We start from the raw sequence: 16,329 nt of genomic DNA, 5'->3' as shown, positions 1-16,329 counted from the left end.
CACCGCCCGCTGTGGCGTCCCGGTGCGCGCCCGTCCCGTCTTCCGCTGCCCACATGTCCGACACACACACCGACGGTATGCCCATGCCCGCCCGGGTATGGGCCGTTGCGACCGTCATGCTCGCGATCTCGCTCGCGGTGCTCGATGGGGCGATTGCCAACGTCGCGCTCCCCACGATCGCGCGCGACCTCAACGCCAGTCCCGCCACGTCGATCTGGATCGTCAACGCTTATCAGCTCGCCATCACCATCTCGCTGCTGCCGCTCGCCGCACTCGGCGAGATTGTGAGTTACCGCCGCGTCTATACCGTCGGGCTCGCGCTGTTCACCGTCGCCTCGCTTGGCTGCGCGCTCTCGGATTCGCTCGTCACGCTCACGCTCGCACGCGTGGTGCAGGGCTTCGGGGCGGCAGGCATCATGAGTGTGAACACCGCGCTGGTGAAAGCCATCTACCCGTCGCGCTGGCTCGGGCGCGGCGTCTCGCTCAACGCGCTCATCGTTGCCATCTCATCCGCTGCGGGCCCGACGATTGCCGCCGGCGTGCTGTCCATCGCGCACTGGCCGTGGCTCTTTGCCATCAACGTGCCGCTCGGCGTCGTCGCCTTTGTCATCGCCGTGCGCTCGCTGCCCGACACGGCCCGCGCCTCGCACCCCTTCGACTGGACTGGGGCGCTGTTAAGTGCGCTCACCTTCGGCTTGCTCATCTCCGGCATCGACGCCTTCGGGCATGGTCAGGCGCGTTGGCTGGTGGCGCTCGAAGTCGCCGCAGCGATCGTCATCGGCACGGTCTTCGTGCGACGCCAACGCACCCAGCCGGTGCCGCTGTTGCCGCTGGACCTGCTGCGCATTCCGATTTTCGGGCTGTCGATCTGCACGTCGATGGCGTCGTTCTGCGCGCAAATGCTCGCGTATGTCGCGCTGCCCTTCTTCCTGCAGGATTCGCTGGGCTTTGATCGTGTGCAGACCGGCTTGCTGATGACGGCCTGGCCGCTCACCATCGTTGTCGTCGCGCCGCTGGCCGGGCGCCTGCTGGAGTATTACAAGCCCGGTCTGCTCGGTGCGATTGGTCTGGCGGCGTTCGCCCTCGGCCTGCTCGCGCTCGGCCTGCTGCCCGCGCACCCGCAATCGGCCGACATCGTCTGGCGCATGGCCCTGTGCGGCTTCGGCTTCGGACTGTTCCAGTCGCCCAACAACTACGCGATGCTCATGGCCGCGCCCGCCCATCGCAGCGGCGGCGCAAGTGGCATGCTGGGCACTGCGCGCCTGACCGGGCAGACGACGGGTGCGGCGCTCGTGGCCCTCATCTTCAGCGTCGCCCCGTCGGGCTTCGGCACGCGCGCCTCGCTCTATGTCGCGGCGGCGTTCGCTGCAGTCGCGGCCGTGGTGAGCAGCCTGCGTACGCTGCCCGCGGCCCAGCCCGACGCGAATTCGGCACGCGGATGAGCGTCGTGCAGCGCTCGCCCGAGCGCCTCCATCCGGCCGACCGTCCGGCCGTGCTACACTGCCGACCTTTTACGGCTCGCCTGTGCGGGCCGCAAATGCCATGAGCTTCTGCGCCATCGATTTCGGCACTTCGAATTCTGCCGTCGCCGTGCAAGACGGCGCCGCCATGCGTCTGGTCGAGCTGGAAGCCGGCTACGGCACGCTGCCGACCGCCGTATTCTTCAACGCCGATGAAGGTGGCCGCGTGTCGTTTGGCCGTCAAGCCGTCGCCGATTACGTCGATGGTTACGACGGGCGCCTAATGCGCTCGCTCAAAAGCCTGCTCGGCTCCTCCCTGATCGAAAGCACGACCGACCTCGGTAACGGGTCGGCGATGCGTTATATCGACATCATCGCCACGTTCCTGCGCCATCTGCGCACGCACGCGCTGAAGGCGAGCGGCGGCGACCTGCGTCATGTGGTCATGGGTCGCCCCGTGTTTTTCGTCGACGACGATCCGCGCGCCGACGCAGCCGCGCAACGCTCGCTCGAACAAAGCGCGCGCGACGTCGGGTTCCATGACGTGCATTTCCAGTTCGAGCCGATTGCAGCCGCGTTCGATTACGAATCGCGTCTGAGCGATGAACAGCAGGTGCTCGTCATCGATATTGGCGGCGGCACCTCGGACTTCTCGCTGGTGCGTGTCGGACCGGAACGGGCACGCCATCTCGATCGCAAGGACGACGTGCTCGCCCACCACGGCGTGCATATCGCCGGCACGGACTTCGACCGCCGCATCGAGTTGGCCACGATCTTGCGCGAACTCGGTTACAAGGCGCTCGGTCCCGACGGCAAGGAAGTACCGAACCGGATCTATTTCGATCTGGCAACCTGGCATCTGATCAACACGGTCTACACGCCGAAGCGCGTTGGCGAACTGGCGCTCACGGCGCATCTGTACGCCGACCCTGCCCATCACCGGCGCCTGATGCGCACGGTCGAGCAACGCCTTGGACACGCGCTCGTCGGTCATGCCGAAGACGCGAAGATCAACGTCGCCTCAGGCGGCGAGACGCGCATCGATCTGTCGGTGATCGAACGCGATCTCGCGGTCGCGTTCTCGGAAGCGGGCCTGGTGGAAGCGGTCAGCGACGAAATCGCGAGCATCACGGCAGGCGCCGTGCATACGGCGGCGCTGGCCGGACTGCGCGCCGAAGATGTCGATGCGCTCTACTTCACCGGCGGCTCCACGGGGCTGCGCAGCCTTTCCGGTGCCATGTGCGCGGCCTTTCCGAAAGCAACACCGGTATTCGGCGACCGTCTCGCCAGCGTGGCGCTGGGTCTGGGCATTCACGCCAGGCGCGTGTTTTCCTGAGCGGTCGCCGGCGTCCGTTACTGAAACGCGACTTCGTTGAAACTGCGCAGCTTGCGACTGTGCAGACGATCCAGACCGTTATTGCGCAGCAGCTCCATCGCCTTCACGCCGATCTTCAGATGCTGGTCGACGCGCTCGCGATAGAACCGGTCCGCCATGCCGGGCAACTTCAGCTCCCCGTGCAGCGGCTTGTCGCTCACGCAGAGCAAGGTGCCATACGGCACCCGGAAACGGAAGCCGTTCGCCGCAATCGTCGCACTCTCCATGTCGAGTGCAATCGCCCGGCTTTGACTCATGCGCTGCACCGGCTCGCGGTGATCGCGCAATTCCCAGTTGCGATTGTCGACCGTGACGACCGTGCCCGTGCGCATCACGCGCTTAAGTTCGAAGTCGTCGAGTTGCGTGACGTCGGCCACGGCACGCTCGAGCGCGACCTGCACCTCGGCCAGCGGCGGCACCGGCACCCATAGCGGCAGATCGTCGTCGAGCACGTGATCCTCACGCACGTACCCGTGCGCCAGGCAGTAGTCGCCCAAGCGCTGCGAGTTGCGCAGCCCTGCGCAGTGACCCAGCATGACCCAGGCATGCGGGCGCAGCACGGCGATGTGATCGGTGATGGTCTTCGCGTTGGAAGGCCCCACGCCGATATTGACCATCGTGATGCCCGTGTTGTCCGGGCGCACGAGGTGATATGCCGGCATCTGCGGCAGGCGCGGCGGCGGCGTGCCCCGCGCGTCGAGCGCGGCAATGTTCTGGTTCCAGTGCGTGACGTTGCCCGGTTCGACGAACGCCGTGTACTGACTGCGGTATTCGCGCAAGGCCGGATCGTCGGTCGCGCTCATCAGCTCGCGTCCCAGTTCGACGAACTCGTCGATATAGAACTGGTAGTTCGTGAAGAGCACGTAGTTCTGAAAATTTTCGGGCGAGGTCGCTGTGTAATGGCGCAGGCGATGCAGCGAATAATCCACGCGCGGCGCCGTGAACAGAGCGAGCGGCAAGATCTCGCCGGGCATGGGATCGCGCGTGCCGTTCACGATGCTGTCGTCCATCGTTGCCAGATCGGGCACGTCGAACGCGGTGCGCATGGCGCGCAGGTGTGTCTGATCGAGATCGCCTTCGAGGTACACGCCGTCCTGATAGGCGAAGTGCACAGGGATCGGCTCGTCGGAGACGCCCACTTCGAAGGCCACGCCGTGATTGTGCGCCAGACGGCGAAGCTGCTCGACGTAGTAGTTTTCGAACAGATCCGGTCGCGTGACCGTCGTCTGATAGCTGCCCGGCCCCGACACAAAGCCATAGGACAGACGCTTGTCCAGTTGGGTAATGTCTTCGGTGGTGATGCGAATGAACGGATAGTGCGCACTCACGCGCCGCGCCGCCTCCTTCTGCGTGGCGAAGCGGTCGAAAGCGGCGCGGAGGTACGCCGTGTTGGCATCGTAAATCGTCTTCAGGTAGGCGACGGCTTCCACCGGATCCGCGATCGATCGGGTGGCATGGACCGGTTCTTGTTCGGACATGCGCAAACCTCTTCTGTCTTAATCATGAGGGGGAGTATGCGCCCATTGTGACACGACCGGCAGGCGTCTCCGCGTCCCGTCCGCTGCCGTGGCCAAGCCAATCGAGCGCGCCCTCGCCGGCCGTCTCCGCCCCTGGCCCGGCGCGCCGAATCGCCACGCCCACGGCGAGCACGTCGATCGCCGCGAGGTGCAGAATTCTCGCGATCATCGTCACGTGAGCGCCCATCGTCTCGACGTGATCGTTGGGCAGCACGAGCGTCGCCTTGCGCGCCAGCGGCGAGTTGCGCGCCGTGAGCGCGATCACTTTCGCGCCGCGCGCCACGGCGATGTCGACCGCGCGGTTCAGATCCGCCGAGCGGCCCGACGCGGAAATGGCGACCACCACATCGCCGTCTCCCAACAGCGCTGCCGACGCCTGCAACAGATACGGGTCGCCGTACGCGATGGTCGGCATGCCGAAGCGGAAGAACTTGTAGTGCGCGTCCTGCGCGATCACGCCGGAGTTGCCCAGCCCGTAGAACTCGATGCGGCGGGCACCATCGAGCAAGGTGACGGCCGCCTCGAGCGTGCGCGCGTCGAGATGCTCGCGCATCTGCAGAATCGACGACACGGTGTTGTCGAGCACCTTGGCGCTGAATTCCGCCGCCGAGTCGCCCACGTGCACCTGTCCATGACGCACCGGCAGCGTGCCGGTCAGCGCACTCGCGAGTTTGAGTTTGAAGTCCGACAGTCCCTGACAGCCGAGCTTGCGGCAAAAGCGAATGACCGTGGGCTGGCTCACCCGCGCCAGACGCGCGATTTCCGACACCGGCTCCGCGAGCAGCGCACGCGGTTGCTTGAGCGCGAGTTCGGCCACGCGCTGCTCGGCCGGGCTCAACCGGTCGCGCAACCGATGCAGACGGTCGATCAGCGCGCCCGCGCCCGCCGCATGCGTGCCGAGCTGTTCGGCAAGGATGGCGGACGTGCCCAGGAACGCCGGATGATCGGCCGTAATGACGTAAGTCGGAATCGCCTTCAGATACGCCTCGAATCGCCCCTTTGCCTCGAAGCGCTGACGAAACGGTGAGTCCTCGAACAACGTGCCGAGCTTCGGAATCACGCCGCCCCCCAAGTACACGCCGCCCACCGCGCCCAGCGACACCGCGACATTGCCCGCGAGCGTGCCCAGCATCGCGCAAAAGCAATCGACGGTCTCACGCGCGAGCGCATCGCCCGCCTGGGCGAGCTTTACGATGGCGGGGGTCTCCAGCGATGGCGCCGAGCGGCCGTCTCGCGCCGCCAAGGCTTGATAGACGAGCGCCATGCCGGGACCGGCTACCAGACGCTCGAACGACACGTGCGGGAACTGCTTCCATGCGTAGCGCAGCACCTCGATTTCGCGCTCGTCCGCCGGCGCGAACGTCGTGTGCCCGCCTTCGCTGCCGAGCGCGATCCAGCGGTCTGCCGCCGGAATCAAGCCGGACACCCCAACGCCGGTGCCCGGACCGAGCAAGCCGATCACACCGCCCGGCTGCGGTTCGCCGCCGCCCACCTGACGCCGCTGTGCCTCGGACAGGTAAGGCAGCGCCATCGCCAGTGCGGTGAAATCGTTGACGACCAGCAGCGTCTCGAAGCGCAGCGCACGACGTGTCGCTTCAATCGAGAAGTGCCAGTCGCGATTCGTCATGCGCACCTCGTCACCGGCAATCGGATTCGCAATCGCGATCGCGGCATGCCGCACCGGCTCAGCGTGATCGGCCTCGTCAAGATACGCACGGATGACTTCGGGAACGCCGGAGAAATCGTCGCAAGCATAGTCGCGGATCTCGACGAGATCGCCGGGTGCGACTTCCAGCGCGAACCGGGCGTTAGTACCGCCGATGTCGGCCAGCAGTCGCGGACCGCTTACGTGCGGAGGATTATTCCTCACTCCAGAAGACATCGATGTTCACTCCTTCACAGTGGATCAGCCGGGAGATGGCGTTGTCCTGCACCTCGGCCTGCGCCGCTTCGAAGACGGCGCGTTTGGCCGGGCCTTGAATTTGCAGCAAGAGGCGCTCGCAGGACGCGAGCGCGGCGAGCGACCACGACACGCGCAGGTGCGGCGCGTGCTGCGGCTGCACAAGCACGAATTTGTCGTGTGTGGCGATGGCGTCGTGCCATTGCGCCGCGTCGGCGAAGAGCGACGCCGTATGGCCGTCCTCGCCCATGCCGAGCACGGCCACTTGCGGCACGCCGTGCCTCCACGTGTCGTTGAGCGTTCTCACCTGCAGCGCGGCGGACGTCGCGGTGTCCACCAGCGGCAACCAGTGCGCACCCGTCGCACCGGGCAGCAGTGTCTCGGCCACCAGCCGGGCATTGCTCTCGGCGTGCGTGGGCGGCAGCCAGCGATCGTCCACGAGCGTGATGTCAATGTCGCGCCACGCCACGGGAAGCCGGGCCAGTTGCAAGAGAAATGCCTTCGGACTCGTGCCGCCCGATACAGCCAGCAACGCGCGCGGACGAATCGTCAAGGCTTCGTCGAGCCGTGCAACGACGGCGTTGGCGAGCGCCAGCGCCTGTGTCTGCCGGGTGGGGAAGGTGCGCCAGTGGATCATGGGTGTTTGCCTCCGGTTGACATGACGTCGGACCGACGCGCCGGGCCTCGCCCGGCGATCCGCCTCAGTTGTCTTCTTCGACCCAGCTCGTACCGGACTGTGCCAGCAGCGCGCTTGCGGCGGGCGGCCCCCAGGTGCCGGCGGCGTAACGCTTTGGCCCTTTGTGCTGACGCGACCAGTACGCCTGGATCGGCGCGACCCAGCGCCAGGCCGCCTCTTGCTCGTCTCGACGGACAAAGAGCGCGAGACGCCCGTTGATGACATCGAGCAGCAGGCGCTCGTACGCATCCATCCGGTGTCCCTTGAAGAACTGGTCGAACGCCAGGTCGAGGTGAACGGTTTGCAGGGTCATGCCGTCGCCCGGCTGCTTCGCAAGACAGTAGAGGCGGATCGATTCGTTCGGTTGCAAACGGATGACGAGACGATTGGCGCCGGCCTGCGCCGTGGCTTCACCGAGCAACGGATAGGGCGTTGCGCGGTAGTTGACAACGATCTCCGCCACGCGCTCGCCCAGCCGCTTGCCCGTGCGCAGGTAGAACGGCACGCCGGCCCAGCGCCAGTTGTCGATCTCGGCCTTGAGGGCCACGAACGTCTCCGTCTGGCTGGACGGCGGCACGCCCGGCTCGTCGACATAGGCCGGCACCGCCGACTTGCCGATCGCGCCACCGCCGTATTGGCCCCGCACCACGTTGCGCGCGACCGTGTCGTCGTCGAGCTGACGCAGCGAGCGCAACACACGCAGCTTCTCGTCGCGCACGGCGTCGGCGTCCATCGACAGCGGCGGCTCCATCGCGACGATGGCGAGCAGTTGCAGCAGATGGTTTTGCACCATGTCGCGCAGCGCGCCGGTCTGTTCGTAGAACTCGCCGCGCCCTTCGACGCCGATTTCCTCGGCAATCGTAATCTGAATGCTGTCGATCAACTCGCGTCGCCACAACGGCTCGAAGATCGCGTTGCCGAAGCGCAGCGCCAGCAGGTTTTGTACCGCCTCTTTCCCGAGGTAGTGGTCGATGCGGTAAATCTGGTCTTCGCGAAAACTCGCGCCCACCGCATCGTTGATCGCCTCCGACGAGGCCAGATCGTGCCCGAGCGGCTTTTCCAGCACGATCCGACTGTTCTCGTTGAGCCTGGCGCTGCGCAGTCCTTCGCAGATGGGGATGAACAGCGACGGGCCGGTGGCCAGATAGAAGATGCGCACGCCCTGCCGTTGGGCGAGGCGCTCGGCCAGTACGCCGAATTCGGCTTCACGCCCGAGATCGAGCGGCATGTAGTCGATGGTGGCGAGAAACCGCGACCATGCGCCCTCGTCCCAGACATCGGACTTGATGTGCCCGCGCACGTGTTCCTCGCACCACTTGTGATACGCGGCGGCCTCCATCGGCTTGCGGGCAATCGCCAAAATGCGGCCGGTACTCGCACCGGCGCCAGCGTCGGCATCGGCGCCCAATTGCCCCGTGCGGAACGCCCGGAACAGCGCGGGCAGCACCTTGCGCAGTGACAAATCGCCGGTGGCGCCGAACAAGACAAAGGTATAGGGTGAAGGCGTGGTCATAGACAGCGTGGACTCCCGTGCGGCCGAACGCTTCTCCCGGGCTCCGCTCGGCGCGCCAACGGGCGAGCCAGCAAGCGGCGAATGGGCCGCCGGACACGGCAAATGTCCGAATGTCACCGAAGAAGCGCAACTTTGACACTGCATTGTAGTTTAACTACACTTTAAATCAACAAAGTTTCGTTCTTTGACTACATCACCCACGTCGAGCGACCTACAACGTTCCGGACACCCCATGACCCAGTCTTCGCAAAATGTACCGCTGCATCCGGTGGTTGAGCGTGTGACCCAGCGACTGATCGAGCGCAGCCGTTCAAGCCGTCAGGCCTATCTGGAGGGCGTGGCCCGCGCCACGCAGGGGCAGCCCGGTCGCGAGTCGATCGGCTGCGCCAATCTCGCGCACGCGCTGGCCGCCGCCCCCGCCGACGACCGCATCAAGATCCGCACCGAGCGCACGCCGAATATCGGCATCGTCACGGCCTACAACGACATGTTGTCGGCGCACGCCCCGTTCGTTGAGTTCCCCGACGTCATCAAGTCCGCAGCACGGGCGCATGGTGCCAGCGCACAGGTGGCCGGTGGCGTGCCCGCAATGTGCGATGGCGTCACGCAGGGTTATGCCGGCATGGAACTCTCGCTGTTCTCGCGCGATGTGATCGCGATGGCCTCGGTCGTGGCGCTCTCGCACCAGATGTTCGACGCCGCCATGTTCCTCGGCGTGTGTGACAAGATCGTGCCGGGGCTGGTCATCGCCGCCCAGGCGTTCGGCCATCTGCCCGCCGTTTTCACCCCGGCGGGCCCGATGCCCTCCGGGCTGCCCAACGACGAGAAGTCGCGCATCCGGCAGGAGTATGCTGCGGGCCGCGTCACGCGCGCGGCGCTGCTCGACTCCGAACTCGCCGCGTATCACACCGAAGGCACCTGCACGTTCTACGGTACCGCCAACAGCAATCAGATGCTCATGGAATTCATGGGGCTGCACTTGCCCGGCGCGTCATTCGTCAATCCGCATACGCCGCTGCGTCATGCGCTCACGCAGGCGGCCACGGCGCGCGCCGTGGCGCTGGCGAAGACCGGTATCAACACGTCGCATATCCTCGATGAGCGAGCGTTCATCAACGGCGTCGTCGGCCTGCTGTCCACGGGCGGCTCGACCAACCACACGCTGCATCTGGTGGCGATGGCGCATGCGGGCGGCATTCTGCTGGACTGGCAGGACTTCGCCGAGCTGTCGGACGTCACACCGCTGCTCGCTCACGTCTATCCGAACGGCAAGGCGGATGTGAACCAGTTCCATGCGGCGGGTGGCCTGAACTTCCTGATTCGCGAGTTGCTCGACGCCGGATTCCTGCACGATGACGTGACCACCGTCATGGGGCACGGTCTACGCCCATACACGCAGGAAGCCGTGCTGCACGACGACGTGCTCTCCTGGCAGGACGCCCCCAACAACAGTCTCGACGAGGGCATCGTGCGCCCGGCATCGCGCCCGTTTGCGCGCGAAGGCGGCTTGCGCATGCTCGCGGGCAACCTGGGGCGCGCGGTCATCAAGTCATCCGCCGTCAAGCCGGAACATCAGACGGTTCGCGCTCCGGCACGCGTGTTCTCTGATCAGGAGAGCGCGCAAGCGGCGTTCAAGGCGGGAGAACTGACGCGCGATGTCATCGTCGTGGTGCGTTTCCAGGGCCCGCAGGCCAACGGCATGCCGGAGTTGCACAAGCTCATGCCGATGCTCGGCCTCCTGCAGGACGAAGGCCATCATGTGGCGCTCGTGACTGACGGGCGAATGTCCGGTGCGTCGGGCAAGGTGCCCGCCGCCATTCACCTGTCGCCGGAGGCGGAGCAAGGCGGCATGCTCGCGCGCGTGCAGGATGGCGACATCATCACGATCGATTGCGAGAAGAACCTGCTGCACTGCGAAGTCGACGACGCCACGCTCGCCGCGCGTGCTCCGGCCCCGGAACCGCAACGGCCGTTCGACCCGTGGCGTAACGTATTCCGCCTATTCCGGCGCAACGTCGGCGCCGCACCGCATGGCGCGTGCGTGCTGTTCGACGACTCGGAGTATCCGAAGCACTCGTGACTGTCCGGCGAACGATGTGCGATTACGCGTGACGTGGTGCGTCGATCGGCGGTGTCCCGTCGTGAAATAGCGTACGCAGTTGCGAACGCAGCTCGGCGGAATCGGTATGTCCGTGAACCGTGATGGCGTGTTGCACGGCCGCTTCCATCAGTTCGTTTTCGGAATCTGCGGATAGCGCTACGGAACAGTTCATTGCGCTCGGGAATTCCCGGCAATCGATGAATTTGCGGGTCATGATGGTCTCCTCACACGAGAGCGTCGTCTTGGCTGGATGACCGCGCCGTATACCACGCGACGCCTGCGGGGCGCGATTTCACCTTCTGCGGATGGCAAACAAAATCATTCTGAAAGTATAGGTTGCGGGTGGCGATTGTCAGGTCACACGACGATGGGATTCATGCGGTCGGCCGAAGCCCGCCATGACCGTGGGGCTGCCGCCGCGTCGGGACGGCGTCAAGAAATCTTGACGCCTTTTTTATTCATGCATCCCTAGACTGGCTCCGTCGTCACCCCTGTCGTCAATCGACACGTTGCCATGCCTACCATCGCCCAACGCGCCCGTCTGGAACCTCCCGATGCAAGTGCCGTCTTGGCCGACGCTTTCTCCGCCGCGCGTGAGCGCCATCGGTGCCCCCCACGCGCACGTCTCGATGCAACGCTCGACATCACGCTCAGCCGCGCGGCCGTCTCCACGCTCGCCGTCACGCTGGCGATGAGCCTGCCGCTGCCGTGGCGCGTCGAGACAATTCGCCCGATCCGGCACGATACCGCCGCCGTGGTATCGATTGCGTTGCCGCGCGTCGAAGCCTCGCGGGCCATGCTCGCCGTCATGCAATCGCTGCCAGAAGCTGAATTTGGTGTGCTGCGTCTTCGCCCCGCCGCCTGAGCGTTCAACGTCCCCGGTGTTCCGCCCCCTTCGCCCCGCCAATCCGCCCCCCGCCATGAACCCAGCCATCTTCGAAGGCGTTTGGATTCCCCTCGTCACGCCCATGACAGGCGCGAACGGCGCACAGATCGATCGCAGCGCCTTCGCCCGTCTGGTCAACTTCTACCTTGCTGCCGGGGTCAGCGGTCTTGTCGTGGCCGGCACCACGGGCGAAGGTGCGCTGCTGGCCCCCGACGAACGCCGCTGGCTCGTCGAGACCGCGTGCCATCTCGCCCAAGACCATGCGCCCGTCGTGGCTGGCGTCGGCGCGGCCGACACGTCGGACGCCGCGCATCAGATTGGCAGCCTCGACGATCTGCCGCTCGCCGGTTACCTTGTGCCGCCGCCCTACTATCTGCGACCGTCGCAAGACGGCATCCTCTGGCACTACCGCACGCTGGCAGCCGTGACGCGCAAACCGCTCGTGCTCTATAACGTGCCGCTGCGTACTGGCGTGGCGCTCGGTGTGGAGACGATCCGAGCGTTGGCATCACACAGCGCCTTCGCGGCGATCAAGGAGTGCGACGAGCATTCGCTCACGCACCTGCCGTCGCAGGTCGCCATGCCCGTGCTGTGCGGCGACGATATGCAGTTGCTGCCCGCACTGCACGCCGGTGCGCGCGGATGCATTTCGGCGGCGGCACATGTGCGGCCGGATCTCTATCTGAAGCTGCTTCGCTACGCGCGCGAGGGCGACATGGTGCACGCCACAATGCTCTTCAACGGCATGAAGCCGCTCATCCGACGCCTGTTTTCCGAGCCCAATCCCGTGGCGATCAAAGTCGCGCTCGCGTCATTGGGCCTGTGCCCGGAGACGGTTCGTCGTCCGCTCATGCCGTGCTCGGACGCCCTTCGCAAAGCGATCGACGTCCAGCTCGAAGTGACGATGGCCTTCTGAGTCCGAACGGCGCGGCCTGTCCGCCCTTCCCCACGACACGAGACCCGATATGGACGACATCGAACAGCGTCACCGCACCATCGCCCGTCTGCTGATCAAGCTCTCGGGCACCCCGTTGGCCAGGCTCGCCTACGCGACCGGCATGACCGGCAACACGATTTCACGATGGGTTCACGGCGATCGCTGCGCGCTGGGTCCGCAGGGACGCGACAAGCTGCTCACCGCGCTTGGCGCCCGCAGCGATGGTGTCAACGTAAAACTCGCATTGCGCGCCACCGGCGCCACGCAACCTGTCTTCCAGATCAACGGCCTAGTGCAGGCCGACCGCTTCGCCACGCTCGCGGCTCTGACCTCGACGCAATTCGTTGCGGCGCGCGAGACCTGTCAGGGAAAAACGCTCGTGAGCGTCGTCACCGACATGAGCGGGCAAACGACGGCGCTGCTCGTCGGCACACGGGAAGCGCTCGACGAGCTGTATGCAGCACTGGACATCACCGTGTCACCCAAACGCCGTGTGGAGGTCGCGCACGGTCCTTGCGCTTCGACTGACGTCGCAATGCGAATACACTCAAGCTGACCGTAGTTCGCGAGCGCCACACGCGATAACGACGGCGCGCTCGACGTGACGCTGGAACTCGACGATGCGCGCGACGTCTTCGCCCCTCGCAGCCAACATTTCGACCGTCCGTCCGGGACCTGGGTAGATGACTGAGCGTCCCCGGAACCCATGAGGTGAACGCCAGCGGCGATCCTCTCGCCGCTGGCGTGGTGCGTCAGGCCGAGGCGCGTGCGCTCACTGCCACCCGAACCGTCGCGCGAACATGCCTTTCATCATTTGCGTGAGCACAGCGTAGGCGAGCAGGATGGCCGCGAGCATCGGGAAGTACGCGAGCGGCAATGCCTGCATCTTGAACGTGTCCGCGAACGGCGACATCGGCAGCATCACGCCGATCAGCATCACGGCGGCCGTCATCATCAGCAACGGCCATGCCGCGCGGCTCTGCACGAACGGAATGCGACGCGTGCGGATCAAGTGCACGATGAGCGTCTGCGACAGCAGCCCCTCGACGAACCAGGCGGACTGGAACAGCGTTTGATGCTCGGCGCTGTTCGCGCCGAACCAATGCCACATCGCCACGAACGTCAGCACGTCGAAAATCGAACTGATCGGGCCGAAGAACACCATGAAGCGCGACAGATCCGCCGGATTCCAGCGCTGCGGCTTCGTGAGCTGTTCGTCGTCGACGTTGTCGAACGGTATCGTCGTCTGCGACAAATCGTAGAGCAGGTTCTGCGTGAGCAGTTGCAACGGCAGCATCGGCAGGAACGGCAGGAACGCACTCGCGATCAGCACCGAGAAGACATTGCCGAAGTTCGAGCTGGCGGTCATCTTGATGTACTTGAGCATGTTCGCGAACGTGCGACGCCCCTCGATCACGCCCTGCTCCAGCACCATCAGACTCTTTTCCAGCAGGATCAGGTCGGCCGCTTCCTTGGCGATGTCCACCGCCGTGTCCACCGAAATGCCGATGTCGGCCGCGCGCAAGGCCGGTGCATCGTTGATGCCGTCGCCCATGAAGCCAACGACGTGGCCGTTCGCGCGCAACAGGCGCACCAGGCGCTCCTTGTGCGACGGCGTGAGCTTGGCGAATACGTTGGCGCGTTCGACCGTGTGCGCCAGTTCGGCGTCGCTCATCGCCTCGATGTCGTCGCCCAGCACGCAGCCGTTCACCGCCAGCCCCACTTCGCGGCACACCTTCGCCGTCACGAGATCGTTGTCGCCCGTGAGCACCTTGACCTGGACACCCGCCGCTGCGAGCGCCTTGAGCGCCGGCGCCGTCGACTCCTTGGGCGGATCGAGAAACGCGATATACCCGACGAGCACGAGTTCGCTCTCGTCCGCAATGCCATAACTGTCGCGCACCGGTGGCAAGTGGCGCGTTGCCACGGCCACCACGCGCAGACCTTCGGCGTTCAGGTCGGCCGTGACGCGACGCAGGCGGGCCAGCACATCGGGCGTGAGCGGCTCGACGTTCGCACCATGCTGCACGCGATTGCACACGGCCATCACCTCCTCCACCGCCCCCTTGCAGATCAGTTCGTGATGATCGCCGTTCTCGCTGACCACCACCGACATGCGACGGCGCTGGAAGTCGAACGGGATCTCATCGATCTTGCGATACCGGTTCACGATGTCGAGATGCTGGTGCAGCTCCCCATGATCGAGCACTGCCACGTCGAGCAGGTTCTTCAGGCCGGTCTGGTAGAAGCTGTTGAGATAGGCATACTCGAGCACATCTTCCGAGGCGTGGCCCCAGACATCGGTATGACGTTCGAGACAGATCTTGTCCTGCGTGAGCGTGCCGGTCTTGTCGGTGCACAGCACATCCATCGCGCCGAAGTTCTGGATCGCATCGAGCCGCTTGACGATCACCTTCTTGCGCGAGAGCACGACCGCGCCCTTGGCGAGCGTGGCCGTCACGATCATCGGCAGCATTTCGGGCGTAAGGCCCACCGCCACCGACAGCGCGAACAGCGACGCCTCGAGCCAGTCGTGCTTGGTGAAACCGTTGATGAGCAGCACGATGGGCGTCATGACCAGCATGAAGCGGATCAGCACCCACGACACACGATTCACGCCCTGTTGGAACGACGTCACCGTCGGTTGCTGCGCCGTGACGCGCTGCGCGAGCGAGCCGAAGAACGTGCGCGCCCCCGTCGCCACGACGACAGCCGTGGCCGACCCGCTCACGACGTTCGTCCCCATGAACGCGAGGTTGTCGTAGGCGAGCGGATTGCTGCCGCCGGACTCGCAAGCGTGCGCGAATTTCTCGACGGGCAGTGCCTCGCCGGTAAGCGCCGATTGCGAGACGAACAGATCCTTGGCCGCGAGAATGCGCACGTCCGCCGGAATCATGTCGCCCGCCGCGAGCAGCACGATGTCGCCCGGCACGAGTTCGGCCAACGCAATTTCACGGCCCATGCGACCCAGACGGCGCACGTGGTCGGCCTCTACGCCCTCATGGCCGAACACTTCGCGGCGCAGCACCGTCGCCGTGGTGCTCACCATGGCCTTGAGCTTTTCCGCCGCCTTGGAGGAGCGCGCCTCCTGCACGAATCGCAACACCGTGGAAATGATCACCATCGACGCGATGATGATCGTTCCCTCGGTGTCGTCGGTCGCGTACGACACAGCGGCCAGTGCCGAGAGCAGCAGGTTGAATGGATTGCGGTAGCAGTTGAACAGGTGCCGCCACCAGGGCAACGGTTTTTCGTGCTCGACTTCGTTGACGCCAACGTGTGCCCGCACGGTGGCGGCCTCGTCATCCGACAGACCGTCGCGCGTCGTGTGCAGACGGGCGAGCAGATCGGGGCCGGCGTCGCGGGCGGCGTCGAGCAAACCTGGCGGTGCCTCGTGGCCATGCGCTGGCGCATCGAGGGTTTCGAGCATGTCGCGGCGGCGGAAGAAGCGCAGGCCAAGGCGCGCGCCAAGCACCGCAATCAGTCGCTCGCTGAACGTGAGAGCTTGTTGCATCGGATACATCCTGAAAATACGGTTGATATCGCTGGGCACCGGCCAGTCGCCGATGCCTGGGGACCGTTATCGCGCAGGCTCAGCCCGCGCGTCCGGTCGGATCGTTGCGACGCACGAGCGCCAGCAGCCACTGTCCGAGTCGCGCACTCGCGCCCGGGCGCGCCGTGACAGCGGCGTCCTCGGCATGCGGGGCGACGTGATAGTGATGCAGGCACTCGGTGGGCAGCATCAGGGCTTGCGGATTGCCTCCGCGAAGGGTCATGGAGTAACGGAACACGATGATTCTCCCGGCCGCGCGGCAATCGGCCCGGCGCGCACGAGAGACTCGCATTTCATCACCGGCGCCCACGGCAAACGGCCTGAAAACGAACCCCTGCGCGCAACGGGACAGCCCGAACGGCAGACGTAAAGCAAATTAGGGAGCGTGCTACGAAAGACGGACGCTATCGG

The 16,329-nt window shown here is 65.4% G+C and carries 13 protein-coding genes; 6 read left to right on the top strand and 7 right to left on the bottom strand.

Annotated elements, in window-relative coordinates:
* Positions 1-53: 53 nt before the first annotated feature.
* A complete protein-coding gene (locus OYT13_RS05170; RefSeq protein WP_130025141.1) occupies positions 54-1,442 on the top strand; it encodes an MFS transporter in 1,389 nt (462 codons plus the stop codon).
* A 100-nt stretch (positions 1,443-1,542) separates the two neighbouring features.
* On the top strand, positions 1,543-2,796 hold the full coding sequence (locus OYT13_RS05165) for an Hsp70 family protein (RefSeq protein ID WP_017235314.1): 1,254 nt from the start codon (positions 1,543-1,545) through the stop codon (positions 2,794-2,796).
* A gap of 17 nt (positions 2,797-2,813) precedes the next feature.
* Here the strand turns inward: OYT13_RS05165 and OYT13_RS05160 are convergent, their stop codons facing one another.
* From OYT13_RS05160 to zwf, 4 genes are all read right to left on the bottom strand, one after another.
* Complete coding sequence (locus OYT13_RS05160; RefSeq protein ID WP_017235313.1) at positions 2,814-4,313, bottom strand: AMP nucleosidase; 1,500 nt, start codon at positions 4,311-4,313, stop codon at positions 2,814-2,816.
* Between the two features lie 22 nt (positions 4,314-4,335).
* Entirely contained in the window at positions 4,336-6,234 is a 1,899-nt protein-coding gene (locus OYT13_RS05155; protein ID WP_268567364.1) for a bifunctional transcriptional regulator/glucokinase, read from the bottom strand.
* Positions 6,212-6,889 carry a 6-phosphogluconolactonase gene (pgl, locus tag OYT13_RS05150; protein ID WP_017235311.1) on the bottom strand — a complete coding sequence of 226 codons (678 nt, stop codon included), beginning with the start codon at positions 6,887-6,889 and terminating at the stop codon, positions 6,212-6,214. Before pgl ends, OYT13_RS05155 begins: the two co-directional genes overlap by 23 nt.
* A 64-nt stretch (positions 6,890-6,953) precedes the next feature.
* Positions 6,954-8,441, bottom strand: a complete 1,488-nt coding sequence (gene zwf, locus OYT13_RS05145) for a glucose-6-phosphate dehydrogenase (protein ID WP_268567363.1) — start codon at positions 8,439-8,441, stop codon at positions 6,954-6,956.
* Positions 8,442-8,673: 232 nt separating this feature from the next.
* Between zwf and edd the strand changes: the two genes are divergently transcribed.
* Positions 8,674-10,521, top strand: coding sequence for a phosphogluconate dehydratase (edd, locus tag OYT13_RS05140; protein ID WP_017235309.1), 1,848 nt, complete (start codon positions 8,674-8,676; stop codon positions 10,519-10,521).
* A 22-nt stretch (positions 10,522-10,543) separates the two neighbouring features.
* Here the strand turns inward: edd and OYT13_RS05135 are convergent, their stop codons facing one another.
* On the bottom strand, positions 10,544-10,756 hold the full coding sequence (locus tag OYT13_RS05135) for a DUF1059 domain-containing protein (protein WP_026132227.1): 213 nt from the start codon (positions 10,754-10,756) through the stop codon (positions 10,544-10,546).
* A 300-nt stretch (positions 10,757-11,056) separates the two neighbouring features.
* On the opposite strand from OYT13_RS05135, the gene OYT13_RS05130 reads away from it, so the two are divergent.
* Genes OYT13_RS05130 through OYT13_RS05120 form a run of 3 tightly spaced genes read left to right on the top strand, consistent with a single transcriptional unit; the run spans position 11,057 to position 12,921 of the window.
* Positions 11,057-11,407, top strand: a complete 351-nt coding sequence (locus OYT13_RS05130; protein WP_017235307.1) for a hypothetical protein — start codon at positions 11,057-11,059, stop codon at positions 11,405-11,407.
* Between the two features lie 55 nt (positions 11,408-11,462).
* Positions 11,463-12,344: a 4-hydroxy-tetrahydrodipicolinate synthase gene (dapA, locus tag OYT13_RS05125; RefSeq protein WP_268567362.1), complete on the top strand. Its 882-nt coding sequence runs from the start codon at positions 11,463-11,465 to the stop codon at positions 12,342-12,344.
* Between the two features lie 49 nt (positions 12,345-12,393).
* The gene (locus OYT13_RS05120) at positions 12,394-12,921 is read left to right on the top strand and encodes a hypothetical protein (RefSeq protein ID WP_017235305.1); all 528 of its coding nucleotides are present in this window, start codon (positions 12,394-12,396) and stop codon (positions 12,919-12,921) included.
* 216 nt (positions 12,922-13,137) lie between these two features.
* Here the strand turns inward: OYT13_RS05120 and mgtA are convergent, their stop codons facing one another.
* Positions 13,138-15,879, bottom strand: coding sequence for a magnesium-translocating P-type ATPase (mgtA, locus tag OYT13_RS05115; RefSeq protein ID WP_017235304.1), 2,742 nt, complete (start codon positions 15,877-15,879; stop codon positions 13,138-13,140).
* 79 nt (positions 15,880-15,958) lie between these two features.
* Positions 15,959-16,156, bottom strand: coding sequence for a hypothetical protein (locus OYT13_RS05110; RefSeq protein ID WP_157211540.1), 198 nt, complete (start codon positions 16,154-16,156; stop codon positions 15,959-15,961).
* Positions 16,157-16,329: the final 173 nt, after the last annotated feature.

This window comes from Pandoraea sp. XJJ-1 (assembly GCF_026802345.1).
Classification (GTDB): Bacteria; Pseudomonadota; Gammaproteobacteria; order Burkholderiales; family Burkholderiaceae; genus Pandoraea; species Pandoraea cepalis.
The sequence above is the reverse complement of the archived record's forward strand: the minus strand, read 5'-3'. Positions and strand labels throughout refer to the sequence as shown.

Coding starts and splice junctions, on each gene's coding strand:
- OYT13_RS05170 (WP_130025141.1), top strand. CDS start 54: ATGTCCGACACACACACCGACGGTATGCCCATGCCCGCCCGGGTATGG.
- OYT13_RS05165 (WP_017235314.1), top strand. CDS start 1,543: ATGAGCTTCTGCGCCATCGATTTCGGCACTTCGAATTCTGCCGTCGCC.
- OYT13_RS05160 (WP_017235313.1), bottom strand. CDS start 4,313: ATGTCCGAACAAGAACCGGTCCATGCCACCCGATCGATCGCGGATCCG.
- OYT13_RS05155 (WP_268567364.1), bottom strand. CDS start 6,234: ATGTCTTCTGGAGTGAGGAATAATCCTCCGCACGTAAGCGGTCCGCGA.
- pgl (WP_017235311.1), bottom strand. CDS start 6,889: ATGATCCACTGGCGCACCTTCCCCACCCGGCAGACACAGGCGCTGGCG.
- zwf (WP_268567363.1), bottom strand. CDS start 8,441: ATGACCACGCCTTCACCCTATACCTTTGTCTTGTTCGGCGCCACCGGC.
- edd (WP_017235309.1), top strand. CDS start 8,674: ATGACCCAGTCTTCGCAAAATGTACCGCTGCATCCGGTGGTTGAGCGT.
- OYT13_RS05135 (WP_026132227.1), bottom strand. CDS start 10,756: ATGACCCGCAAATTCATCGATTGCCGGGAATTCCCGAGCGCAATGAAC.
- OYT13_RS05130 (WP_017235307.1), top strand. CDS start 11,057: ATGCCTACCATCGCCCAACGCGCCCGTCTGGAACCTCCCGATGCAAGT.
- dapA (WP_268567362.1), top strand. CDS start 11,463: ATGAACCCAGCCATCTTCGAAGGCGTTTGGATTCCCCTCGTCACGCCC.
- OYT13_RS05120 (WP_017235305.1), top strand. CDS start 12,394: ATGGACGACATCGAACAGCGTCACCGCACCATCGCCCGTCTGCTGATC.
- mgtA (WP_017235304.1), bottom strand. CDS start 15,879: ATGCAACAAGCTCTCACGTTCAGCGAGCGACTGATTGCGGTGCTTGGC.